Source organism: Klebsiella sp. C349492 (assembly GCF_042055345.1).
Lineage (GTDB): Bacteria > Pseudomonadota > Gammaproteobacteria > Enterobacterales > Enterobacteriaceae > Klebsiella > Klebsiella scottii.
Genome location: NZ_JANQCE010000006.1, coordinates 357,894 through 381,259 on the forward strand (window position 1 = coordinate 357,894; position 23,366 = coordinate 381,259).

Genomic DNA, 23,366 nt, shown 5'->3' on the forward strand with positions numbered 1-23,366 from the left:
TCAAAAGTAAAATTATGTTTCTATTTTATGAAACTGCATTTTATTTTTTAAGGGATGATGTTTTAGTGATCGAGATCGTAATTATTTGTTTCAAAAAACATGGCACATAAAGACGTGACAAAGCTCAACAAATAGGGCCGTTATTCGCCCTTTTTGCTGAGATCTATCGCGGAAATCGTGCCCGGTGGCGAAAAAAAGCCCCCTGCTAACAGGAGGCTAAGAAGGGGAAACTCTTTTTTGGCCGCTACTCTCGTTCCACCGCCAGCGCGACGCCCTGGCCGCCGCCGATGCACAGCGTGGCCAGCCCTTTACGGGCGTCCCGTTTGATCATTTCATGGACCAGAGAAACTAAAATGCGGCAGCCGGAGGCGCCGATAGGGTGGCCGAGGGCAATGGCGCCGCCGTTGACGTTGACCCGCCGCTCGTCCCACTCCAGCACCCTGCCCACCGAAATAGCCTGCGCGGCAAACGCCTCGTTGGCTTCAATAAGGTCAACCTCGTCCAGCCGCCAGCCCGCTCTTTCCAGACAGCGGCGGGTCGCATGTACCGGCGCAATACCCATCAGCGCCGGATCGACGCCTACGCTTGCGAACGCGCGGATCCGCGCGAGGATCGGCAGGCCAAGCTCCAGCGCTTTCGCCTCGCTCATCATCATCACCGCCGCCGCGCCATCATTAATCGTGGAGGCATTGCCTGCGGTCACCGAACCCAGGCGGTCGAAGGTCGGCGGCAGACAGGCCAGGCCTTCCGCGCTGGCGTCAACCCGCGGCTGCTCATCGGTATCCACCCGCCGCGGCGCGCCGTTCTGCTCGGTCATCACCGGGACAATCTCGTCGCGAAAGCGCCCGGAGTCGATCGCCCGCCGCGCCTTGTGCTGCGAACTCAGCGCCCAGGCGTCCTGCAGCTCGCGGCTGATGCCGTACTCCCGCGCCAGATTTTCCGCCGTCACGCCCATATGATAATCATTGAACGCATCCCACAGGCCGTCGTGAACCAGGCTATCGATCAGCTGGCTGTTTCCCAGCTGCGCCCCGGTGCGGCTATCGGTTAACACGTGCGGCGCGCGGCTCATATTCTCCTGGCCACCGGCAATCACCACATCCGCCTCGCCACACTGAATGGCCTGCGTGGCGAGATGCAGCGCCTTCAGCCCGGAGCCACAAACGTCGTTAATCGTGATCGCCGAAACGGTATTCGGCAGCCCGCCGCGGATCGCCGACTGGCGCGCAGGGTTCTGCCCGGTGCCGGCGGTTAGAACCTGCCCGAGGATCACTTCATCAATAGCGTGGGGATCGATTCCGGCGCGTTCGACTAAAGCCTTAACCACCAGGCTCCCCAGCTCCACCGCCGAGTGGCGGGATAGCGTCCCCTGGAAGCAGCCAATAGGCGTCCGCAGCGCGCCAACGATCACGACATCTTTCATCCTCTACCTCTGCCTGCCTCTGTGCAAAGAAACAACAACATAGTAGAGAATTGTTATCAAAAAATTTCGCAAATGTTTAAAAAAAGTGAGGTGAATCACAAAGATTTGCGGCGATTTTACTGCTCCTGGCGCTGTAAATGCTGGCGTAGCCAGCTCCCCGCGACTCCCGGAGGCGCCCGCTTATTCCATAATAAATCCACGGATATCGCCCGCGGCCAGCCCGCAATGTCGAGCGGCACCAGCGTTCCGACGCCGGCAAACTCCTCAACCAGCGCGCAGGGCAAAATGCACCACCCCAGCCCCTGTACCGTCATGCTGAGCAGCAGCAGATAGTTGGGTGCCGACCACACCTGTCCCTGGGCAGGATCGGCCCGGCTCTCCAGGTAGGTGCTCAGCCGCAGCTCGCGCCAGCTATGCAGCTCATCCCAGACAACCCTCCCCTGCGCCGCCAGCGGGTGCCGGGGCGCCACGTAAATCGCCATCGCGGTTTGTAGCGGCAGGCGCGTACAGCCGATTTCCGGAGGATAGCTATCCCTGGCCTCAATCAGCCCCACCTGCGCCCGCTCCTTTTGCAGCAGGTCGACGACGTCCTCATCCTCGCCGATCAGGCACTCAAATTCGGTGTGCGGAAAACGGCGGTCGAACTGCTCCAGCAGATCTTCAAGGACATCGGGATGCAGCGTATCGGAGAGCACAAAGGTGAGCCGGGCTTCCGTTTCGCCGGACAGAGAAATAGCCAGCTCGTCCAGCCGGTCGCTTGCCGCCAGAATCGCTTTCACATAGCCCAGCACCTGCTCGCCCTGCGGCGTCAGCACCGGCTGGCGGGCTGAACGATCGAACAGCGTCACGCCGAGATCGGCTTCAAGATTGGAGATGGCGGTGCTGACGGTGGACTGGCTTTTACGCAAGCGGCGCGCGGCGGCAGAAAACGATCCGCAGGCAGCGGCTTCGACAAAAGCGGTTAAAGCTTCGGGAGAATAGCGCATGACCTATCTACTTTATCGATGGGAACTATCTTTTGTTTATCATATTTTCCCATAAAATGCGGAGTAATTTCTTATCACCCGTTCAGCCGGCATCGCGATTAAACGGCTGCGAACGACGGCTTTACCCGGAGGTAAAAACCATGCAACAGAGCAACCTGCAGCGTAAGTCGCTGATGGAACGTATTATTCACGCGGTCAGCTTTGAGGGCCTCGCCACGCTGATCCTCGCCCCCACCGCGGCCTGGCTGATGCAGCGTTCGGTGGTCGAAATGGGCGGCCTGAGCGTTCTGCTCGCGACGCTGGCGATGGTCTGGAACCTGATCTATAACGCGGCCTTTGACCGTATCTGGCCGGTTTCCCGCGTCACAAGAAACCTGAAGGTTCGCGCCCTGCACGCCATTGGCTTTGAGAGCGGGTTTATCATCATCGGCGTCACCGCCGTCGCGCTGCTCCTCGGCGTGTCGCTGATGCAGGCATTTATGCTGGAAATCGGCTTTATGCTGTTCTTCCTGCCCTACACCATGCTGTTCAACTGGGTATGGGACACGCTGCGCGTGCGGGTGCTGAAGCGCCGCCGGCAGCGGATCCCCGCGCGTAGCTAAGCGCCGGCGGATCGCCGCGGGAACTCCCGGCGATCCGCCGTGCTACCCATCGTATAAAACTATCGCCACGACCAAAACATAGATGTGGTAAATTACACTCCTTTTTTTTGGTTTTACGGTTGATAAATTCATACAATGTCTAAAATTTGGTCTAAAGAAGAAACTCTCTGGAGTTTTGCCTTATATGGCACTGCCGTAGGCGCCGGCACTCTGTTTTTGCCGATCCAGCTGGGGTCCGCTGGCGCCGTTGTTCTGCTCATCACCGCGCTGGTCGCGTGGCCGCTGACCTACTGGCCGCACAAGGCGCTGAGTCAATTTATCCTCTCCGCTAAGGTTGCTCCCGGCGTTGGCATCACCGGTGCGGTCAACCACTATTACGGTAAGAAGGTCGGGAATCTGATCACCGGGCTCTACTTCCTCGCCTTTTTCGTGGTGGTCCTGATTTACGCCGTGGCGATCACTAACTCTCTTGCCGAACAGCTGGCACGACATATGCCGATTACCGCCGGCGTCCGCGCGCTGCTCAGCCTCGCAGTCGTCCTGGTGCTGAACCTGATCTTCCTGATGGGTCGTCACATCACGATTAAGGTGATGGGTTTTCTGGTGTTCCCGCTGATTGCCTGCTTCCTGTTCCTGTCTATCTACTTAATCGGCGACTGGCAGCCCGAGCACCTCACCAGCCAGATGCAGCTGAACTCGCATACGTTCCACCAGGTCTGGATCTCAATCCCCGTGATGGTTTTCGCTTTTAGCCATACGCCGATTATTTCAACTTTTGCTATCGACCAGCAGGAGAAATACGGCGAGCTGGCCATGGGTAAATGCAAAAAAATCATGAAAGTGGCCTACACCATCATCTGCGCCAGCGTGATGTTTTTTGTCGTCAGCTGCCTGCTGGCGATACCGGCCTCTTATATTGAAAGCGCGCGAAATGAAGGCGTCACCATCCTGTCCGCGCTATCGATGATGCCCGGCTCCCCGGCCTGGCTGGCGGTCACCGGAATTATCGTTGCGGTCGTGGCGATGTCAAAATCCTTCCTCGGGACCTATTTCGGGGTGATTGAGGGCGCCAGCGAAATCGTGAAAACCTCGCTGGGGCAGATGGGAATTCGCAAAAGCCGCGCCTTTAACCGCGCGATGTCGATCCTGCTGGTCTCGGCGCTGACCTTCGCGGTGTGCTTTATCAATCCCAACGCTATCTCGATGATATATGCCATCAGCGGACCGCTGATCGCCATGATCCTGTTCATCATGCCGACGCTATCGACGTACATCATTCCCGCCCTCAAGCCGTACCGATCGCTGGGTAATTTCATCACCCTGGTCGTCGGCCTGCTGTGCGTTTCGGTGATGTTCTTCAGCTAATTCTCCCCCTGCGGCGACGGCCACTGCCGTTGCCGCACGTTCTGCTAATATTCCCGCCGCTAGAAACCTCCTGACCGGTTTACACTTAGGACTTGCACATTATCAGGGGGAGTTTCCATGTCCAACGTACAGCTATCCGGAACCGGTACTTTAGGCGACCGTCAGGTTTATCGTCTGGGATACGGGGCAATGCAGCTGGCAGGCCCGGGCGTATTCGGCCCGCCGGAAGATCCTGACAACGCGATTCGCGTACTGCAGGCGGCGGTGGCCGCGGGGGTCAACCATATTGATACCTCCGATTTTTACGGTCCGCATATCACCAACCAATTGATCCGCAAGGCGCTGCATCCCTACCCTGACGATCTGTGTATCGTGACGAAAGTCAGCGCCCGCCGCGATGAAAAAGGTAACTGGCTCCCGGCCATGTCGCCGGCGGAATTGACCCAGGCGGTCGAGGATAATCTGCGAAACCTCAATCTCGATGTGCTGGAGGTTGTGAACCTGCGCAGTATGCTGGGTACCCACGGCCCGGCGGAAGGGTCGCTGGAAGGCCCGCTGACGACGCTGCTTGAGCTGAAAGAGCGAGGGTTAATCCGCCATATTGGGCTCAGCAACGTCACGGCCAAACAGGTCGCTGACGCGCAAAAGCTGACGCCAGTTGCCTGCGTTCAGAATCAATATAACGTCGCGAATCGCCTGGACGATGGGCTTATCGACGCGCTCGCCGCACAGAATATTGCCTACGTTCCCTTCTTCCCGCTGGGGGGTTTTACTCCGCTTCAGGCACAGGAGCTGAACGATATCGCCGCCGCGCTTGAGGCGACGCCAATGCAGGTCGCCCTCGCCTGGCTGCTGCAGCGTTCAGCCAATATTTTGCCGATCCCCGGCACCTCATCGCTCCAGCATCTCGAAGAAAACCTGGCCGCCGCCACCTTAACCCTGCCCGCCGATGCGCTCAGCATATTAGATAACCTCAAAGTCTGAGCCACTCCCCTGCCCATGGCATTTCTAAGCCCATGGCGACAGGGGTATTCTGTCGCTAATATTTGCCTGGAATTAACTCAACGCTGCTGGCACTATAGATCCTACAAATGGGTATTTGCCCCAGCCGTCCTTTCGCAAGTAACCCTATACATAGCATCATTTTATACTATTTCGACCGGCCTCCTTATTGGAGGCCGCGGTCGTTTGTATCTATCCTAATTTTTTGAGCTCTTGATTACAGGAAAAACAACCGCTGATTCGACGTTTATACAAATCAATTTAGCTGCAAAGATAGCTAATAACATCAAATGCTCATTAAAACATCTGATTAACACAATCAGAATGTTGTCATTGCTATAAAAAAAAATCCACACACACAATATAAAATTAACAAGGACTTCACATGACAGAGGGAACAATAAAGACCAGTAAGTATGAGATCATTGCTATTTTCAGGGAGGAACTCAGAAAACAGTCTGAGATAGAAATTTTCTATAATAACAAAAACTTCATTACACAACTGGCGCGTGTAGATTTTTCAGAATTCCACATCGTCACCAACAGTAAAATCCCTCCGGGACATAAATTCAAATTTGTTCTGCATAGCGATTCAGGGAAGATAGAGTTCTGTTCAACCCTGAAGAAACATTCAGGGAGTGGTACGGCTAAAAGCAATAAAGTCTCATTTACCCTACCTGAATGTATCCAGGTGGTTCAAAGACGGCGGGACCCGCGATTTCGCTTACAGCATAAGCATGATTTTTTTTGTCATGGCCGCCATAAAAATGGGGAGAACTACACGTTTGAAATTAAAGATATTTCAGATGGCGGCTGTGCGCTGATGGCCAAAAATCCCAACCTCAAGTTTCTCACCCACAATTCAATCCTCAAAAATTCGATTCTTTCCGTCGCCGAATATGGAGAAATCACCGTCGACCTGGTGGTCAAAAATGTCGTGATGGTGACCCTCGATGAGGATGATGAAAAGGGGGAAAGCTATCATCAGGTTTCCTGTCAGTTTAAGTTTCGACATCACGATGATAAGAGAAAGATAGAGAAAATCTTGCTTGATTTGATTCTGGAAGCCAAGAGAAAAAAGAGAGTTTAAGCCCTTGGACAGTATATTGCTATACACCGATGATAACCTCATTGGTCAATCAATACATCGTTACATGATTGATAACGATAAAAACATTACCGCCTTAAGTTATCAGAACATCATGCGGGGCGCCGCCGTCCCCCAGGCTAAAATCATTATTTTCAACGTTATTCATAAGGATATTTCTGCTGCTGATACGGTGCATTTGCTTAACAAACTGCGCTTCTGCCTGGCGCGCTGCGTGCGGCTGGTGCTGATCGTCAGAAGCGATATCGCCGGACTGTGTCGGGAGCTGATTTTTTTGGAAAACTTGATAATTTTAACTGAAAAATCATCACTTAAAGATTTTTCAGACATAACAAACATGCCGACTTCCGCCGTGGATTACCGGTTTCTGTTAACCCAAAAAAAGCTCTCGGTGAGAGAGGTTCAGGTGCTGGAACTGATTATGGCCAGCTATAACAACAAGCGTATCGCCGCGGTTCTCAACATTGACCATAAAACGGTACACAGCCATCGAATTCACATCATGAAAAAACTCGGCATGGGCAGTTCCCGGATTATGAATACAAAAATAGTCCACATGCATCAGTGTTAGACGTTTTTTTCGACCCGGCCTGAAAACAAAAGCAAGTGACCAATCAAAATACTGTCATCAATTGGTCACTTGCTTTTAATAAAAATTCACATCGGCATAAAGGTCACTTATAATATTTTCACCCTGCAGCCTACGCTTGCTAAATTTCCGACACGAGAAAATGAACGCTAATATATTTTCAGACCATAACTTATCACGTGGCGATATCTCTGTTCGTTATGTTTTTCAGAAAATGTTCTCACCGCAGGACACACTGGTTGCCGTGGAATGCCTGAGCCGCTTCGATCATATTCCCGTGGCGCCTGAGTATTTCTTCCGCCACGCCAATAAAGCGCTCCGTGAAAGTATTTTCATGGAGCAGCTGGCGCTGATTGAGAAGCATCAAGCGTGGTTTATTAAGAATAATATTTCTGCCACCATCAACGTGGACGACCATATCCTCAGCATTTTACGCCAGCCGCAGATCGAAGAGTATATCCAGCGCCTGGGCTGCGTACATTTTGAAGTGACGGAAAATTCTAATAACCTGCTTAATAATGCACTTAGCGCCTGGCAAAGCACGCAAACCACCACCCTCTGGCTGGATGATTTCGGCGCCGGCAATGCGGGCATTAACGCCATTCGGGGATATCATTTCGATTATGTAAAAATCGACAAAGACTTTTTCTGGCATTTAATGCAAAAAGAGTCCGGTCGACCGCTAATGGATGCGCTGGTTACCTTCCTGTCCCATAATAACCACAACGTTATTATTGAAGGGGTCGAAAGCGAGGCGCATAAAAAGTGGCTACAGGGAATGTCGTGGTTTGCGATCCAGGGCCACTACTGGAAAGAGGTCAGCATTGAAGAGCTGGTCGAAGAAGATAAAGTGATTTAAAAAATGCCGGGCTCGCCGGCATTTTTTTCGTTCGGATAATGTAAACGATCCGCCGCAACGCGCGTTTTTGAGCCTGCTGACATAGGCTCTTAATTATAAACCAGCTCCCAGGTTGCCCAGCTGGTCATCGGACCGGAGGTGGCTTTTTCCGGCGCCGGGGAAACGTACCCGATATAATAGGTAAATACGCCACCATCTACCGCTTTTTCTTTAATCTGTACCCGATTTTGCAGCGGGTCGGCCGGCACAATTTTATTGCTCTTATCCAGCGTATTATTGTCATTGGTCGACAGCGCCAGATAAATGTTACGCGCGCCGTCCGGCAGGGTGTTCGCCAGATAGCCCGCATTTTCATTGTCGACGGTGTTCACCATAAACCCGTCGATCCAGCGAACGTTCACCGACCGGACTTCGCTTTGATCCGCCGCACCGCCATTGTGACGCAGCTGGCAATTCGACAGTTCGAGGGTAAAAGGCTGCGCTTTCATAAAGGCCCCGGCCCCGCGATCGTGCACTTCCGCCAGGCTTACCGGCGCCAGCCAGACGCTGCCGCTGCCGGCATTATGGCCACCGTTAAGCGCCACGCTGCAGGAGATATCGGTGACCCGGCCGACAAAATCCACCCGCCCGTCATCATAGTTGGTCATAAAACCCGAAGCGGAAGAAGCGACAAGCAGGCCGCTCATCGCCATCAGGCCGACAAGTCGTTTGCCGTTTTTCTTATATCCATTTTCCTTCATACCCGCCTCCCGAATTAATCGTACGTCAGGTTAAAGATCATATGAGACTCAACCTCGCCGGTGCTCGTGGCCGCCGCATACTGATAAAAACGCGCAAGGAAAGGCAACGTGATGTAGCGAGTTTCCTGACTGCTCAAGGTGCCGACGTTGTAATTCTTGTTGAACTCAACCGGCACGCCGTCTTTCAGCACCTGAATCCCAATCCCTTTGGCAATAGAGCTGCCGGCTTTTTCGTTCAGCAGCGCTCCGCGGGTGACGGTAGTGCCGGTAGCCAGGGTACCGGAGAAAGAGGCCTCGATATTGGCATATCCGGATGCGCTTAGCCCGCCGCTGCACTGAAGCTCAATATTAAAATTTTTGCCGCCGGCGTAAGTGCCGACGCCGTTCAGATCGCTGCGCTTAATGGTCCCGACATCAACGTTCATATTCTTACCGCTGAGTACCGTACAGGACGGCGAGACCACGGTAATCGCATTCGCACTCAGGTAGGTTTCCAGAATCGGGTTGTTGCCCCGCTCCCAGTCGTAGGAGGTATATTTCCCCGCCGCCAGAGTACCGCTGCCGGTAGTCGCGGCCGTTTTAATAATCTCCAGCGTAAAGCGGGAGCCTTCCAGCGAGTAGTTGGTGGTCCGGTTGATGGTGGATGAGAAAACGTCGGGATAGGTGATGTTCACCGTCGCGCCGCCGCGGCTAAAGCGCATGCCGATACCGGGCACGTTGGTGGAGTAGATCTTATTCCCCAGATCGGTGGAGCCTGTAGAGACAATCTTCGCCGCAAAGCGGTTGGTACCGGCGGTACAGCTGTAGCTGGCCCCGCCCGGCGCATTCATCGTCCAGTCCCGGGAGACAATCACCGAGCCCACCGGCAGATCGGGGGGAACCACAACCCTGCCGACCACCATATCCAGGTTCACCGTAGGCTGTGAAAGGCGCGTACAGGCGGCCCAGGCGGAGGTGGTCCCCAGCGCCATTAAGCCAATAAAAAGCGTCAGTTGTTTACTCAGCGACATACCCTTTCCTTTGATTTTGCCTTGCCCAGTTCCACCGTGCACTGCCCGCCGCTCCACTTAACGGTCGCGTGCTGAACGCTGGCGTCACTGATAAACATCATGCTGCCCTGGCCGACAACGCCAATCTCTTTGCCGCTCGGATCGAAAATGCTGGCAGCGAACGGCAGCGGCTGGTTATTCGCCTGGCGCGCCTGAATCGTAATGTTGTTCTGTACCGTGGTGCCAAACGAGACCTTCACGACGCTACCTTCCCAGGGCACGACCTGGGCCACGGTACGATCGAAGGCGATATCATCCTGGCTGCCCTTCGGATCGATCTCGATGGAGTTAATCCGGTACGGGCGCAGATATGGCAGGATGGCGTAGCCGTTGCCGTCGACGCGGGTGCCCGGTGAGCCTGGCAGCATAGCGCCTGCGGCATCTTTCGCTTCGATAAGCGCCATCGTGCTGCCGCTTTCCGGCGAGAACACCACGCCGTGGCGATGGGCGATCAGCGTCCCGCTGGCGCCCAGGCCGCTCTGGCGATACCCCTCGCCCTGGCTATAGCTGCCGTTCAGCGTGGTCCACGGCGTGCGGTAGCTTCCGTTCAGCGCGACATCATGCTGGCCGCCGGTGGCGGTGGTCGTTGAAACGCCGTAGTTGAGGTTGTTCTCACTATCCAGCGAACCGTTGATCCCGATCTGCGAGCTGCTAAAGCGGGAGTTATTAAACGAGGTATTCGACGTCAGGTTGGCGGTCCGGTTTTCGCCAAACCACAGCGGATAGCTGAAGTTAAGCGAGATGCGATCGTCGCGATTGTGGCCGGAGCTGTCCGGCGTATAAACGCGCTGCGCGCTGGCGGACCACGAGAGGCGGCCGAACATATTGTTATAGCTGAGCTGATACTGCTTCTCGGTGCCCGAACGGTTCCAGTAATCGGAGATCCGGCCGCTCAGATAAAAACCGCCCCAGCCGTCCGGCAGGTTCTGGTTAACGGTGAAGGTCATGCCGTTTTTCTGCCGCCACAGGGTGTAGCTACTGTTGCGGTTCTTCTCCTGGTCGACGGCGTACAGCGCGTCGTTCAGGTTGTAGTAGCCTTTGGTGGAGTAGCGATAGGCCGCCAGCACGATGCTGGTCTGGGTATCGGTAAACATCCGGTTAAAGGTGGCGCGGTAGCTCTGGCCGCTCTCGTCGAGGGTGTCGCTTTTCAGCCGGGAGTGGGTGATATCTAGCGACAGCGCGCCGATACCGGTATTCATCCCGGTCCCCAGCAGGAACGCCTGATAGTCATCAAATCCCGTAACGCCGGTATAGCCGGTAAAGACGTTATTCAGGCCGTGCTGCCAGGTTGCCTGGTACAGCATCGGCTTATTCCGCAGCCCGCTGTCATCGACCTTACCGGCCGACAGCGCATAGCGGGTCATCCCCGGACGCAGCAGCTGCGCCACCGAGGCATAGGGAACGCTAAACACCTGCACCGAGCCATCGGCCTCTTTGACCGAGACTTCAAGGTCGTTACCGTAGCCGGAAGGGTATACGTCCTGCAGAGTAAACGGACCCGGCGGTACCGAGGTCTGATAGATAATGTTGTTTCCCTGACGCACCGTCACCAGGGCGTTGCTCTGCGCCACGCCGCGAATTTCCGGCGCGTAGGAGCGCATTCCGTCAGGGAACATGTTGTCATCGGTCGCCAGGTTTACCCCGCGCAGACCAATGGTGTCGAAAAATTCACCGTTGGTAAAAATCTGCCCGCCGCTGACGATCGAGTTGATCTGCGGGATCGGCCGCTGGAGATAGGTCTGGTTGCTGTTCCAGTGCGCTTTCCCCTGCTGCTGCTGCCAGTTCAGGTTGCCGACATGCTTGAGCAGCCAGCCGTCCCAGGAGAGACCCGCGTTAAGCCCCAGATAGGCGCTGCTGTTATCAGAGCCATTATTTGCCGAGGTGTGGCTGGTCCAGGTATTCGCCATCCAGCCGAGGTTCAGCGCCGCAATGCCTTTATCCCAGAATTCCGGGCTGACATAGTTTTTCAGGCGCTGATCTTCGTAGATTTGCGGCACGGAAATTTCCAGGCGCAGAGAGGACTGGATCAGGTTGTCTTTAACGTTTTCTTCGCTACGCCACTCCTTCAGGCGCCCGCAGTAGCCTTCCTGCTTCCCCAGCAGTGGGTTGAGCTTTTCCGCGGCAATGCCGTAACGTTCGAGCATCTCTTTGGTGTAGCAGATCCCCATGTTGCCGTCTTTATCACGGGTAACCTTCAGCTCATAGCGCCCTTTCCACTCGTTGTTGGTATAGACGTCGAGCGAATAGGTCCCCTCAGAGATCGCGCTGGCGGAGAAGCGTGACAGATCGACCTTTTCCCGACTGCCAACGATAAAACCGTCGTTAAACTGGTATACCGTTCCCGGGTTTTCCTGTCCGCTGGAAAATGGCGGAAAGCAGAACAGCGCCATGGCGATCGCCGAACTTAACCTTCCCGGGCAGATGGTCCTCTGCTTCATGATAGTGTCCCTTATTTAACGGCTACTTTCACTGCCACATCTGCACCATAGTCATTGATATTATTAATCGTCAGGGTCTCGCCTCGGCTAACGGCAGAAGAGAGGGCAACGGTCTGACTGGACTGTGGAGCAAGCATCACCGTTTTGCTGTTCAGGGCTTTGCCGCCGTCACGGGAAATACGGCTCACGGTGAGATAAAATGGCGTAGGGTTGCTGACCGACAGGCTGCTACCGCTGGCTGAAAGCGCTAATTTCTCCGGCGCAGCGTCACGGTTGCCCAATCCGGTCGGGCGGTAGATAAACTTAAAGCGCGAACGAATTGCCAGCTGCAGGATGTTCTGTCCTTCATTTTTTTGATTAGCCTCTACCGGCGGTATTTCCAGCAGATTAAGCCACCACAGCGTCTCTTTATCTTTGGCAAGCCCGGCGCTGCTGCCAAGCTTAATACGTAATGTTTGCCCGCTTTTAGCATCCACGCGGGATATTGGCGGAGTAATAATAAATGGCGTGGTAATCGTATCCGGCGTGGCGTCGGCGTTGCCGTTATCCAGCCATGCCTGCGCCAGCGCCGGGCGATCTGCGGTATTAGAAAGCTGTACCGTTATTTCTTTTTCATTTCCGGGATAAATAAAGCGGGTGCCGTTAACAATAATATTATTGGCGTGGGCCGCAAAACTAAAAATGAAACAGAAATAAAGGGCAATACGCTTCATGCTGACCTCAGACGGGAAAAATAAGCGGCAGCGGCTGCCGCTTTATCAATGCATATAACCGCCTCAATCAAGGCGGTTTATTTTCAGACGATAATTACTGGTAGGTAATTTCGTAAGTCGCGTAGCTGTTAACCACGCCGGTAGTGACGGTAGCCGGGGTGCTGGTAGCATAGCCAACGAAGTAGGTGAAGCGCGCGCCATCCTGAACGGCAGAAGCATCGCCAGTTGCTTTAGGCTGAGTGCTGTCGCCCGGGATGATTTTGTTGTTCAGAGTAGTGGCATCGTCTGTAGACAGAACCAGCTGGATGTTTTGTGCACCGGCAGCTTCGGTGTTAGCCAGGTAGCCAACCTGTTTGCCAGCAGCGCCAGCCAGCAGGTTACCGCCGGTCCAGTTCACGCCCAGTTTAGATACGTCGTCTTGTTTGGTGCCGTCGGCAGCCTGGCAATCAGAGACGTCAATGGTGAAAGATTTCGGTTTCAGGTAGGTGTCTGCACCCGCCGCTTTCACTTCAGTTAAGGTTACCGGAGACAGGTAAACGTTAGCATCGCTGCCCTGACCGTTTACGGAAACAGTACAAGATACGTCGGTAACTTTACCGAAGAAATTAACCTGGCCACCGCCAACGCTGGTATCAGCCGCATTTGCCGCTGCCATACCGAAAAATGCCGTTGCCATTGCTGCAGAGAGAAGAACCTTTTTCATTGCCATTTCCTTGTCAGAGTGAGTTTTGTATCAATAAACCAACAGTAAATCTGCAGACGATAAGAAGCGTTATGCGATGCCCACCGCTGCAACTGTGAATAGAAACTTCGACTGACCGGAAGCCGCAATATTTAAGGCGTCAGGACGCGAATTCAAATAATGAATTCGATAATGCTGTCGGCGTCAAAGAATGCTATTTTTCGCTGATAAATATACATTTGCTTATAACTTGTTACATCACGCTGACGATAGCCACCACCTATTAATTATCCATAAACAATAATCAAAAACGATGTGTTTGTTATTTACTTCAGGAAGGATAAGGCGCAAAGGATATATCTGTGGGGGGAAATATAATGACAAATATTGCTATTTGATGACCATCGGGAACAATCTGAATAATAGCGATGATAGGGTGACGCAAAATCCAATACAAAACGTTCTGCCGCCGCGCTGAGGTGACGGCCGCGCCCGGCGCCCACTGGCCCTACAGCTGCAGTTGGAAGTGCCGGGCCAGGGCGCGCTGTCCTTCCTCGCTAACGGAAACCTCGCGAAAGCCCGGCGTCAGAACAAACCAGCCCTTCTGCTGACCATGCCGTAGTATTGCGGCGCCGACGCTCCCGCCGGCATGAAAGCGCCTTTCGCTCCAGTCCAGGCAGGCGCAGCACGCTTTGCGTCGGCTATCGCCGGTTAATACGATCCCAAGACGGGAAAAGTGCGCTTCGCCTGCCGGCGTCACCGCCGAACCGTCGGGCGTAATCCAGGCCTCGCGCAGTAAAAAGTGATAAATGCCCACCGCCAGCTCGCCGGCGAGGTGATCGTAACAGGTCCTGGCCCGGCGTAAATTAACCGGCGTCCGGGTCGTCAGCGTCAGCGCGCCCTTCCCGGCCATAGTCATCATATTCTCCACCAGGCCGGCGACGTCCGCGCCCGCCAGCCGGTAGTAACGGTGCCTCCCCTGCGCCAGGCAAACCAGCAGGCGGCTGTTCACCAGGCGGCTCAGGTGCGCGCTGGCAGTAGAGGCGGAAATGTCCGCCGCCGTGGAAAGCTCCGTAGCCGTCCAGGCCCGGCCGTCCATCAGGGCGCAAAGCATCTTTACCCGCGAGCTATCGGCCATGGCGGAAGCTATCGCCGCCACGGCGACGGCCAACGACTCATCATCGGTAATGACTGCGGCAGGTTTGAGCATAATGCCTCACGCGTTAGTGGCCCAGCGGCGCGTCGCCTCCTGCGCCAGCGGGAAATTATCGGTAACCAGAATCAGGCGATTATCATGGTCGCTGTACTGGGTCAAAATATTAACCCCCTGCCCGGCCAGCGCGCGGGCGATAGCCCCCAGCTCTCCCGGCTGCTCCTGCTTCAGCCGGCGAATGAGCGGCTGAGTGACCGCCATCACCGGGATCCCGGCCTGTTCCAGCACCGCTCTGGCGCGCGCGCCATCGGCTACCAGAAAATGGGCATGACACTGGTCGTTCACGGTGAAAACGCCCCCGCCCTCCAGGCCCACGCCGCCGCTGCCGAGGGTTTGCCCGAGCAGCGCCAGCGCTCCCGGCCGATTTGGCAGAATCACATAAATATCATACATGGCCGCGATCCTCGCCTTTTTCCGCGCCGTATTCGCGGATCAGCCGGGCAATGCGAATCTGATAGGCGGCAAAGATATTCGTTTTTCCCTCCTGCTGGGCCTCCCGATGGGCGAGGTTATTTTTCCAGGCCAGCACCGCCTGCTCATCGCGCCACCAGGAAAGCGACAGGATCTTCCCCGGCGTCGTCAGGCTCTGAAAACGCTCAATACTGATAAAACCATCGATGGTGCTGAGCAGCGGCTTAAGCTCCGCCGCGAGCTCCAGGTAACGCGCCTGGCCTGCTGGCGCAACCTCGGCTTCAAAGAGTACGGCAATCATTGTGTCATCCTTATTTATTCAGCGGTGCCGCCACTCTATGCCTCCCGCGCCCCCAATGCTTCGCCGCCGGGCGAAGTATTCCCTGCGCCGAACGGGTCAAAAAACCGCCAATGCATTCACCAAAACAATAGCTAAAGCCCTGGGGAAGAAAAATCTCAGCGCCGTCGGCGTTTATTTCGCCTGAGCAATAAATCACAGAGAATTTCAACAACCTGCTGTTTTTATTGATTAAGTAAAATTAAAACGTCACCTCACCGTCATCTTAATGGCACAAAAGTGTGATCTAAATCGCACTTTTTGCAACGCACGTTATAGTTAGCAAGCTTATTATAAACCCATCGAAAGCACAGCGCTTTCCACCTGAAAAGTTAAAAGGAAAAACACCATGAAAAACGTAAAATTACTTGCCGCCGCCGGTATGCTGTCCCTGGTTTCTTTTGCTAGCTTCGCTCAGCACCCGGTCAGCGTGACCGCAGATACTCTGGACAACGCGGAAGCTAAAATCGCGACCATCGCTAAAGATCAGGGCGCGTCTTACCACATTACCGAAGCCTACACCGGTAACCAGGTTCATATGACCGCCGAACTGTCCAAATAAGAGAATGGTTGCAGAGGGAGCTGCCGGACTGGTCGCCTGAAGGCGGCCCGTTTGGCTCCCGCCGCGCAATAACCATGCAGCAATGTCGGGCCCCTTTATGGGGCCTTTTTTGTTAGCGCGCGCTGAATCGACAGCACGCTGAGCAGCACCACGATCAGCCCCACCAGCGCCAGCCCCTGAATCTTCTGCCCGAGAACAATCCAGCCCAGCAGCACCGCGGTAACCGGACTGAGCAGGCTCAGCGCCGATACGGCCACCGGCGAGAGGCGGCTAATCCCGCGGAACCACAGACCGTACGCCAGCATCGCCCCCGCCACGCACAGCCACAGATAGCCCGCCGCCTGGGTCAGGGTCACCTGCTGTAAAGGAGGATCGACCAGCAGCGCAATCGGCGCCAGCACTATACCGCCAATCAGCAGCTGCCAGCCCGTCAGCGCCACCACCGGGAGCGATATCGCCCAGCGTCGGGAGAGCCAGGTGCCCAGCGCCATGCTTAGCGCCCCTAAAAACGCCGCGCCAATGCCCAGCGGCTCCAGCACCGTCTGCGGAGAAAGCAGCAGCAGCGCCATGCCGATAATACCGGTACAGGCCGAAGCAACCGCCATCCACGGCGATCGCTGCCTGTCCACGGACCAGGCCAGCAGCATCACCAGCAGCGGCTGAATGGCGCCGATCACCGCCGCCAGCCCGCCGGGTAAGCGATAGGCGGCAATAAACAGCAGCGCCTGGAATGCGCCAATATTGAGGATCCCGGTGACGATCAGCTTCCACCACTCATCGCGAAGAGGAAAGCGGCGGCACCAGATTAACAGGGCGATCCCCGCCGGGAGCACCCGCAGCAGCGCCGCGATAAACGGCCTGTCCGCCGGTAATAGCTGCGAGGTCACGATATAGGTCGTCCCCCAGATAGCCGGAGCCAGGGCGGTCAACAGCAGGTCAAAAACGGGCGAGCGCGAGAGAAAGGTCATGATTTTATCTTCACATCAAGGTAAATTAGTCAGCAAAGTATGTATCGATAGATATCTTGATATCAAGGTAAGTGGGCACGAATGGACAAATCACCTCAGGCAGACGCCGTAGATCGAATTCTTGAACAGTGGAAGCGGGAACGTCCCGATCTTGACTGTAGCCCGATGGGGCCGATTGGCCGCCTGAAGCGCTGCGCCATGCTGCTGGAACCGCGCGTCGAAGCGGCGTTTATCCGCCACGATCTGGTGCGCTGGGAATTTGACATGCTGGCGACCCTGCGCCGGGCGGGAGAACCGTTTACCCTTTCGCCGACCCAGCTTTTTTCAACGCTGATGATCACCTCCGGCACCATGACCCACCGTCTGAAAGCGCTGGAAAAACGGGGATTCATACACCGCTTAGCGAATCCGCAGGACGCGCGAAGCATGCTGGTGGCCCTGACGCCAGAGGGGCGGGAGCGAATCGATCGCGCGGTCGAAACCCACGTCGAAAACGAACGCCAGCTGCTGGCGGGACTCTCTGCAGAACAGCGCCAGCGGCTGAATGACGCGCTGACGGTCCTGATGCGCCTGCTGGAAGAGGATTAGCAGCCGGCGGCGATATAGTCGCCGTTGGCGCTAATCGGGATCACCGTCAGGAACAGCACGCAGGCAAACAGAATCAGAATGATGCCGCCGGCAATCTTCACCGCCGGAACCAGCAGCTTCAGGCGACCGCCGTTACCGGCAAACAGGCTGACCGCCCGTTCGCGCGCGTAGCGTACCGCCAGCGACAGGCCGAGGATCGACAGGGCCGTCCCCAGCGACATGGCCATCACCGCGGCAATCCCCCAGCTGACGATCCCCAGCGCGTTGGCAAACAGCAGGATCATAATCGCCCCGCTGCAGGGCCTCGCGCCTATCGCCAGCACCACCCCGAGACGGGTTTTCCAGTCCACCTGCGCCAGCTCGCGCCCGACGCCGTGGTGGCCGCAGCCGCAGTTCGGACTATGGTCGTGCAGAGGGGTCAGCGTGCCGATCGCTATTTTTCGCGGCCGTAGGTTTCTAAGCGTTTGATAAATAATAAATGCACCGAAGGCACCGACCATCAGCGCGCTGATTTTTTCCACGTACCAGCGGCTGGCGCTAAGATCGCCGGAGGCAAGATTCAGCCCTACCGCCAGAATAAAAACAAACAGGATGGCGCACACGCCCTGCATCAGGCTGCCGAGAAACGGCACCGCCCGCGCCGCAAGCAGGCTCTCCTGATTAGTGCTGAGATAGGTGGTAACGATAAATTTTCCGTGCCCCGGCCCCACGGCATGCAGCACGCCGTAGAGGAACGCCCCGCCCAGCAGCCATACTCCGCCGCTATATTGATGGTTGTTGAGCTGCAAAAGATACATCACCAGATAGCGGTGTAGCGCGATCTGCGTTGCCAGGCACCACTGAATAAATGCGCCCCAGTGCGCATGGAGCCCCCATCCGCACGACAATAACGCCAGCGCAGGCAAGCCCAGCGACAGCAGGCGCCAGTCACGCGCGAGAATGCGAGTTGTCATCATTTTTCGCCATTAAGTGGATCTGAATTGACCGCCGGGCGGCCTACGTTCCTCCTCCGCCAGCCCGCTAAATACGCATAACATCAGCCCAATCTATCGTCGTCAGGCAAGGAGATGCTTGTGGAACACCATACCGCTTCTGAGCGCCAGACAGCCACGAAAGCCGCTTCCATAAAGAAGAGCTCCCTTTTTCTGGGTGGTCAACGTCTATGCAAAGTATACCCGGCAGGTGGAAGTCGAATTAAAAAAAATCGACATCGACCTCTCCCGCTTTCGGGTGCTGATGCTGGTTCATCAGTACCACCGGGCCAGCATCTCCCGCATCACTGAATACGCCGTCAGCAAAATGCCCACCGTCACCAAAATTGTCGGCCGCCTGCGCGACGATGGCCTGCTGACCACCCACGTCAGCGCCAGCGACGGGCGCGGCCGTTCATCACACGTAGAATCCTCCACTTCCCTCACTCACCGCGCCTTCAGCGGCGCTATCGCGACGGATTCAGGCTCTCCAGCGGAAACGGACGATCCTGCACCACGGTTTTCATGACCAGCGTCGATCGCAGGTGCTGAACGCCGGGCATCGCGGATAGCTTGTCGTCATACAGTTTTTGAAACGCCGGAAGATCGCGGGTCACCACGTGCATCAAATAATCCGGATCGCCAAACAGGCGCTGCGCCAGCACGATCTGCGGGATCTCTTCAACCGCCTCTTCAAAGGCGCTCACCGCTCGCCTGTCCCCCTCTTTTAAGGTTGCAAAGACGATCGCCGTAAAGTTAAAGCCCATTTTTACCGGGTCGAGGCTGGCGCGATAGCCGGTGATAGTACCGTCCTGCTCCAGCGCGCGCAGCCGTCGATGGCACGGCGAGAGGCTAAGATTGACCCGCTCCGCCAGTTCAGTGATCGAGAGGCGGCCATCGGCCTGCAGCTCGGCAAGAATTTTTCGATCTATGCTGTCCATTTGGAAGATTTTCACTTTTAAAGGGTGTTTTAAGCATAACATTGAAAGCTCATTGCGCATCATTCCCGATATTCTTGCTGTTAACTTTTCGCAAGAGTTTGAGCGCAATAGCCATGCAAAATGCACCAAACCACGGTGGGGACCGCTCACTATGGAAATGAGTTTTATCGCGAGCTTCTGGCTGGTCTCTTTTCTGCTGATTATCACGCCAGGGGCCGACTGGGCCTACGCTATCAGCGCCGGTATTCACGGGCGGCGGGTGGTTCCTGCCGTGGCAGGACTGATGTCCGGGCATCTGCTGGCAACCCTCGCGGTGGTCGCCGGCGTTGGGGTGCTGATCGCCGGGCATCCGCTGGCGCTGTCGACCATCACGCTGTTCGGCGCGGCCTATCTGCTGTGGCTCGGTATCGCCATTTTGCGCCATCCATCGGCGCCGTCGGCCGCAGAGCAGCGGGCGGATAGCTGGCAAGGCTGGGCAATAAAAGGACTTTGCATTAGCGGCCTGAATCCAAAAGTCTTTCTTTTATTCCTCGCCCTGCTGCCGCAGTTTACCGATCCGCAAGGCAGCTGGTCGGTGGCGATGCAGATGTCGGCACTTGGCTGCCTGCACCTGATAACCTGCACGTTTATCTATTTACTGGTCGGCTATGGATCGAAAACGGTATTAGGCACCCGACCCCAGATGGCGCAAAGAGTCAGCATACTTTCAGGCATCATCATGGTGATAATTGCTCTGTTATTATTCTACGAGCAGCTCGGATAATGCCGCCGTACGGGCGCAAAGGCAGGAATATCGTCCTGATCGTTTAATCCCTGACGCCGCTGCGTAAATTTATGGCGCAGCGGCCAGCACTATTTTGGTCAGCTTCCCGGCGTGGATTCCGCCTCGTGGAATACCCTCCGGCGCGGATCAAAAAGATCGCTTCAGACGCAAATAATAATAGCGTCAAAAAACCCGATAAAATTAGCCTGCTTATTCAGGCGTAAAAAACACCGGCACCGAAAATTCCAGATAGCTCCAAAAGACTCCGAACCCCCGTAAACAAGGCGTTCAGCTGGTTCAGCGGCGCCGGGGAGATTTCGCCCTCACCCGCCGCGTTAATAATTGATCGCTGGCGCCACACATATCGCTTTACTTATTATTACTATTCTCCGCCTGAATTTTGCAGTATGGTTTAACCGCTGTTGTAGTGATGCAGTGAATGCTATCCGGCGTGCATATCGTTCTTCGCAAGCTGCGGGACATTTACGCAATATTCATCTGCGGTACGCGGCCAGAACCCTCCGTCAGGGAATGATGGCGAGCCCGCCGGGAGTTTAATTATTACAGTACTATGAGTCAGGAAAGCTCCAGACCCATAGCCTATGCCTCTATATTTACGGAGCGCATAATCAGGAGAAAAGCAGGATGAACCGGACGTTGAAGCCCCCAGGAAAACCGTATTCTTTCAACAAGATAAAAAACCATCCGTCACTCTTTATGAAGCCACCGCTCCTCAACTGCGGGGATCTTTATGTTTCATTCATTATCTCAAACATAATGACCTGCCGGCAGTAATATATGCTGGAATACTTTTCCTGCTCCCCTGAAAGTACCGCGGAGAGGTAGAGTTAACGATTACAAATTACAGTCGGATGTAAAAGCTGGCCTGCTGACGATGGCCAGAACGTAATGTATGCCTGCAATTAAAAGGGATGATAATGAAAAATAACACCGATATCAAAAAAAGGAACTTCCTGACTCAAGCCGAAATAGAGTCGCTGTTGAAAGCTGCCAATACGGGAGTGCACGCCGCGCGTAACTACTGCCTGACATTATTGTGTTTTATTCATGGTCTGCGCGCCAGTGAAATATGCCGCCTGCAAATATCCGATATCGATCTCCGTTCAAAATGTATTTATATTCATCGTCTGAAAAAAGGATTCTCTACTACCCACCCGTTACTAAATAAAGAGATTCAGGCATTAAAAAACTGGCTGGATATCCGTACCGGCTATCCCGATAGCGACAGCGAGTGGCTATTTTTGTCACGTAAAGGCAATCCCCTCTCACGCCAGCAGTTTTACCAAATTATTTCTTCATCCGGAGGCAATGCCGGGCTGTCGTTGGAAATACATCCGCACATGCTCCGCCACTCCTGTGGATTCGCGTTAGCCAACATGGGGATAGATACGCGATTAATCCAGGACTATCTCGGACATCGAAATATCCGCCATACCGTCTGGTACACCGCCAGTAACGCCGGCCGCTTTTATGGTATCTGGGACAACGCCAAAGAGAAGCGGCGTATTAGCCTTATCCAGTAATCTTACCTGACGCCAGGGAAGGCGTTGTCACGAGCAGTAAGCGGGGAAACATTAATAAATATTAACCATGCGTTAATTGAGATTAATGTTCCCGCAAGTTCTTATTTACTCAGCAAAGAATCAAATAGCGATATCCCTGTATATATTCCGGATATCCATTCGCTATTTATAACCAGACCAGGAACCTGTCCCGCCGGACGTAATTGCCGCAGTCAGTCTGGACACCGACAGCGCGGAGCAGCCGGAGCGTACGCCTGGTACGTAAGGATTATTCGCCACGTTTACCCATTGGAGCGCCCTGCAGGACGTGGCAAATAAATAGCCTGACGGGATAGCTTCGAAACCATTCAGCGCTATTTTTCATCTATAATATCGCCACCAATATCTTTTTCCCTTTTGATTTTATGGACCTGGCAACGATTACCGGCGACTCTATTGTGGTATTGAATAAAATCCATAAAAATAAGAATTATCGCGTGGCGATATTTTGGCTATGTGTAAATGTAATGTGATCGCCTATTTGAACTTAAATACCTTCATATAATACGGTTTTAACATCGCGGATTATTTTTTAATCAGCCTGAACATTTTTTCAGGCTGAGGCCTTCGTGTAAATTAAATACAGGAGCAATGTATTGTGAATCGACGTCGTTTTCTTACCGCCAAAGAAGTTCAGGCTATGATGCTGGCCGTACGGCACGGACCAACCGGCGAACGTGATTATTGTCTTATTCTGCTGGCGTTTCGCCACGGCATGCGAATCAGTGAATTACTCAACCTGCACTACCGCGATCTTGACCTTAGCGAGGGGCGCATCAACGTCCGCCGGCTGAAGAACGGATTTTCAACCATCCACCCGCTGCGCTTTGACGAGCTGGAGGCGATTGAGCGCTGGACTCAGGTCCGCGCCGGCTGGAAGGCCGCGCAAACAAGCGACGCTATTTTTATCTCCCGCCGCGGCACCCAGCTCTCGCGGCAGCAGGCGTATCGTATTATCCGCAGCGCCGGCGAAGAGGCCGGAACCGCGACCCACACCCACCCGCACATGCTGCGTCACGCCTGCGGCTATGAGCTCGCCGAAAGAGGGACAGATACGCGTTTGATTCAGGATTATCTGGGACATCGAAATATTCGCCATACGGTGCGCTATACCGCCAGCAATGCCGCACGTTTTGCCGGATTATGGGAAAGAAATAATTTGCTGGATAAAAACGTCCCTGAGCAGAAGAAATAAATTATTACTTTGATAAATAAGATAAATTTCGTGAATGAACAGGTCAATTGGGGCCAAACTGTTTATATCATAAAAATGTTTTGTAATCTTTTGCAACTGGCAAGTGCATATATTTCCAAAAATAATAAATATCTAATTGATTAAAAACACTTTTTACCCCGACATTTATTTACTTTCATTTCCATACCATTCGTAACTCTGCCTTGTCCTCTCCGCTGACTCAGCCGCTCTGCCTACGCTACCAAAAATAAAAATACAGCATAAAAAACCACAAAATA

The 23,366-nt window shown here is 54.5% G+C and carries 24 protein-coding genes and 1 pseudogene; 12 read left to right on the forward strand and 13 right to left on the reverse strand.

Annotation, left to right across the window (positions count from 1 at the left end; translation table 11 throughout):
* Window positions 1-244 precede the first annotated feature (244 nt).
* Together NWP14_RS21685 and NWP14_RS21690 are read right to left on the reverse strand one after the other, a co-directional pair.
* Entirely contained in the window at window positions 245-1,423 is a 1,179-nt protein-coding gene (locus NWP14_RS21685) for an acetyl-CoA C-acetyltransferase (protein WP_331833587.1), read from the reverse strand.
* 116 nt (window positions 1,424-1,539) lie between these two features.
* On the reverse strand, window positions 1,540-2,409 hold the full coding sequence (locus tag NWP14_RS21690; protein WP_095098958.1) for a LysR family transcriptional regulator: 870 nt from the start codon (window positions 2,407-2,409) through the stop codon (window positions 1,540-1,542).
* A gap of 140 nt (window positions 2,410-2,549) precedes the next feature.
* Here NWP14_RS21690 and NWP14_RS21695 point away from each other — a divergent pair, with 140 nt between their 5' ends.
* From NWP14_RS21695 to NWP14_RS21720, 6 genes are all read left to right on the forward strand, one after another.
* Complete coding sequence (locus NWP14_RS21695) at window positions 2,550-3,011, forward strand: multidrug/biocide efflux PACE transporter (RefSeq protein ID WP_331833586.1); 462 nt, start codon at window positions 2,550-2,552, stop codon at window positions 3,009-3,011.
* A 135-nt stretch (window positions 3,012-3,146) separates the two neighbouring features.
* A complete protein-coding gene (locus tag NWP14_RS21700; protein ID WP_375215961.1) occupies window positions 3,147-4,376 on the forward strand; it encodes an amino acid permease in 1,230 nt (409 codons plus the stop codon).
* Between the two features lie 117 nt (window positions 4,377-4,493).
* Window positions 4,494-5,360: an aldo/keto reductase family oxidoreductase gene (locus NWP14_RS21705; RefSeq protein ID WP_346430727.1), complete on the forward strand. Its 867-nt coding sequence runs from the start codon at window positions 4,494-4,496 to the stop codon at window positions 5,358-5,360.
* Between the two features lie 403 nt (window positions 5,361-5,763).
* Complete coding sequence (locus tag NWP14_RS21710; protein ID WP_095098970.1) at window positions 5,764-6,468, forward strand: flagellar brake protein; 705 nt, start codon at window positions 5,764-5,766, stop codon at window positions 6,466-6,468.
* 4 nt (window positions 6,469-6,472) lie between these two features.
* Window positions 6,473-7,057 (forward strand): LuxR C-terminal-related transcriptional regulator, encoded by a 585-nt coding sequence (locus tag NWP14_RS21715; protein WP_375215962.1) that lies wholly within the window; start codon window positions 6,473-6,475, stop codon window positions 7,055-7,057.
* Between the two features lie 160 nt (window positions 7,058-7,217).
* Window positions 7,218-7,934 carry an EAL domain-containing protein gene (locus NWP14_RS21720; RefSeq protein WP_331833583.1) on the forward strand — a complete coding sequence of 239 codons (717 nt, stop codon included), beginning with the start codon at window positions 7,218-7,220 and terminating at the stop codon, window positions 7,932-7,934.
* A gap of 89 nt (window positions 7,935-8,023) precedes the next feature.
* Here NWP14_RS21720 and NWP14_RS21725 read toward each other — a convergent pair whose 3' ends face one another.
* The 8 genes from NWP14_RS21725 to NWP14_RS21760 all read right to left on the reverse strand — a co-directional run bounded on the left by NWP14_RS21725 (window position 8,024) and on the right by NWP14_RS21760 (window position 15,481).
* A complete protein-coding gene (locus NWP14_RS21725) occupies window positions 8,024-8,626 on the reverse strand; it encodes a fimbrial protein (protein ID WP_223261780.1) in 603 nt (200 codons plus the stop codon).
* Window positions 8,627-8,688: 62 nt separating this feature from the next.
* Window positions 8,689-9,684 carry a fimbrial protein gene (locus tag NWP14_RS21730; RefSeq protein ID WP_095098981.1) on the reverse strand — a complete coding sequence of 332 codons (996 nt, stop codon included), beginning with the start codon at window positions 9,682-9,684 and terminating at the stop codon, window positions 8,689-8,691.
* Window positions 9,675-12,161, reverse strand: coding sequence for a fimbria/pilus outer membrane usher protein (locus tag NWP14_RS21735; protein ID WP_375215963.1), 2,487 nt, complete (start codon window positions 12,159-12,161; stop codon window positions 9,675-9,677). The genes NWP14_RS21730 and NWP14_RS21735 overlap by 10 nt, the downstream gene beginning before the upstream one ends.
* 11 nt (window positions 12,162-12,172) lie before the next feature.
* A complete protein-coding gene (locus NWP14_RS21740) occupies window positions 12,173-12,874 on the reverse strand; it encodes a molecular chaperone (RefSeq protein WP_095098987.1) in 702 nt (233 codons plus the stop codon).
* 94 nt (window positions 12,875-12,968) lie between these two features.
* The gene (locus NWP14_RS21745) at window positions 12,969-13,577 is read right to left on the reverse strand and encodes a fimbrial protein (protein ID WP_095098989.1); all 609 of its coding nucleotides are present in this window, start codon (window positions 13,575-13,577) and stop codon (window positions 12,969-12,971) included.
* Window positions 13,578-14,064: 487 nt separating this feature from the next.
* Window positions 14,065-14,766 (reverse strand): helix-turn-helix transcriptional regulator, encoded by a 702-nt coding sequence (locus tag NWP14_RS21750; RefSeq protein ID WP_095098992.1) that lies wholly within the window; start codon window positions 14,764-14,766, stop codon window positions 14,065-14,067.
* Window positions 14,767-14,772: 6 nt separating this feature from the next.
* A complete protein-coding gene (locus NWP14_RS21755) occupies window positions 14,773-15,162 on the reverse strand; it encodes an amino acid-binding protein (protein ID WP_095098995.1) in 390 nt (129 codons plus the stop codon).
* Entirely contained in the window at window positions 15,155-15,481 is a 327-nt protein-coding gene (locus tag NWP14_RS21760) for an antibiotic biosynthesis monooxygenase (RefSeq protein WP_095098998.1), read from the reverse strand. Before NWP14_RS21760 ends, NWP14_RS21755 begins: the two co-directional genes overlap by 8 nt.
* Window positions 15,482-15,866: 385 nt before the next feature.
* Between NWP14_RS21760 and NWP14_RS21765 the strand changes: the two genes are divergently transcribed.
* Window positions 15,867-16,079 (forward strand): YdgH/BhsA/McbA-like domain containing protein, encoded by a 213-nt coding sequence (locus NWP14_RS21765; protein WP_095099001.1) that lies wholly within the window; start codon window positions 15,867-15,869, stop codon window positions 16,077-16,079.
* A gap of 95 nt (window positions 16,080-16,174) precedes the next feature.
* Here NWP14_RS21765 and NWP14_RS21770 read toward each other — a convergent pair whose 3' ends face one another.
* Window positions 16,175-17,047 carry an EamA family transporter gene (locus NWP14_RS21770; protein ID WP_095099004.1) on the reverse strand — a complete coding sequence of 291 codons (873 nt, stop codon included), beginning with the start codon at window positions 17,045-17,047 and terminating at the stop codon, window positions 16,175-16,177.
* Window positions 17,048-17,128: 81 nt separating this feature from the next.
* Here NWP14_RS21770 and NWP14_RS21775 point away from each other — a divergent pair, with 81 nt between their 5' ends.
* Window positions 17,129-17,635 carry a MarR family transcriptional regulator gene (locus NWP14_RS21775; protein WP_346430725.1) on the forward strand — a complete coding sequence of 169 codons (507 nt, stop codon included), beginning with the start codon at window positions 17,129-17,131 and terminating at the stop codon, window positions 17,633-17,635.
* Here the strand turns inward: NWP14_RS21775 and NWP14_RS21780 are convergent.
* Window positions 17,632-18,588, reverse strand: coding sequence for a nickel/cobalt transporter (locus NWP14_RS21780; protein WP_346430859.1), 957 nt, complete (start codon window positions 18,586-18,588; stop codon window positions 17,632-17,634). The two genes, NWP14_RS21775 and NWP14_RS21780, sit on opposite strands and share 4 nt — an antisense overlap.
* A gap of 114 nt (window positions 18,589-18,702) precedes the next feature.
* On the opposite strand from NWP14_RS21780, the pseudogene NWP14_RS21785 reads away from it, so the two are divergent.
* A pseudogene (locus NWP14_RS21785) lies at window positions 18,703-19,015 on the forward strand (MarR family winged helix-turn-helix transcriptional regulator); the annotation flags it as partial.
* A gap of 58 nt (window positions 19,016-19,073) precedes the next feature.
* Here NWP14_RS21785 and NWP14_RS21790 read toward each other — a convergent pair.
* Entirely contained in the window at window positions 19,074-19,547 is a 474-nt protein-coding gene (locus NWP14_RS21790) for an Lrp/AsnC family transcriptional regulator (RefSeq protein WP_189339848.1), read from the reverse strand.
* A 151-nt stretch (window positions 19,548-19,698) separates the two neighbouring features.
* On the opposite strand from NWP14_RS21790, the gene NWP14_RS21795 reads away from it, so the two are divergent.
* From NWP14_RS21795 to NWP14_RS21805, 3 genes are all read left to right on the forward strand, one after another.
* Window positions 19,699-20,310: a LysE family translocator gene (locus NWP14_RS21795; RefSeq protein WP_095099016.1), complete on the forward strand. Its 612-nt coding sequence runs from the start codon at window positions 19,699-19,701 to the stop codon at window positions 20,308-20,310.
* Between the two features lie 938 nt (window positions 20,311-21,248).
* Window positions 21,249-21,854 carry a tyrosine-type DNA invertase gene (locus NWP14_RS21800; RefSeq protein WP_331833577.1) on the forward strand — a complete coding sequence of 202 codons (606 nt, stop codon included), beginning with the start codon at window positions 21,249-21,251 and terminating at the stop codon, window positions 21,852-21,854.
* 637 nt (window positions 21,855-22,491) lie between these two features.
* The gene (locus NWP14_RS21805) at window positions 22,492-23,088 is read left to right on the forward strand and encodes a tyrosine-type DNA invertase (RefSeq protein WP_375215964.1); all 597 of its coding nucleotides are present in this window, start codon (window positions 22,492-22,494) and stop codon (window positions 23,086-23,088) included.
* Window positions 23,089-23,366 lie beyond the last annotated feature (278 nt).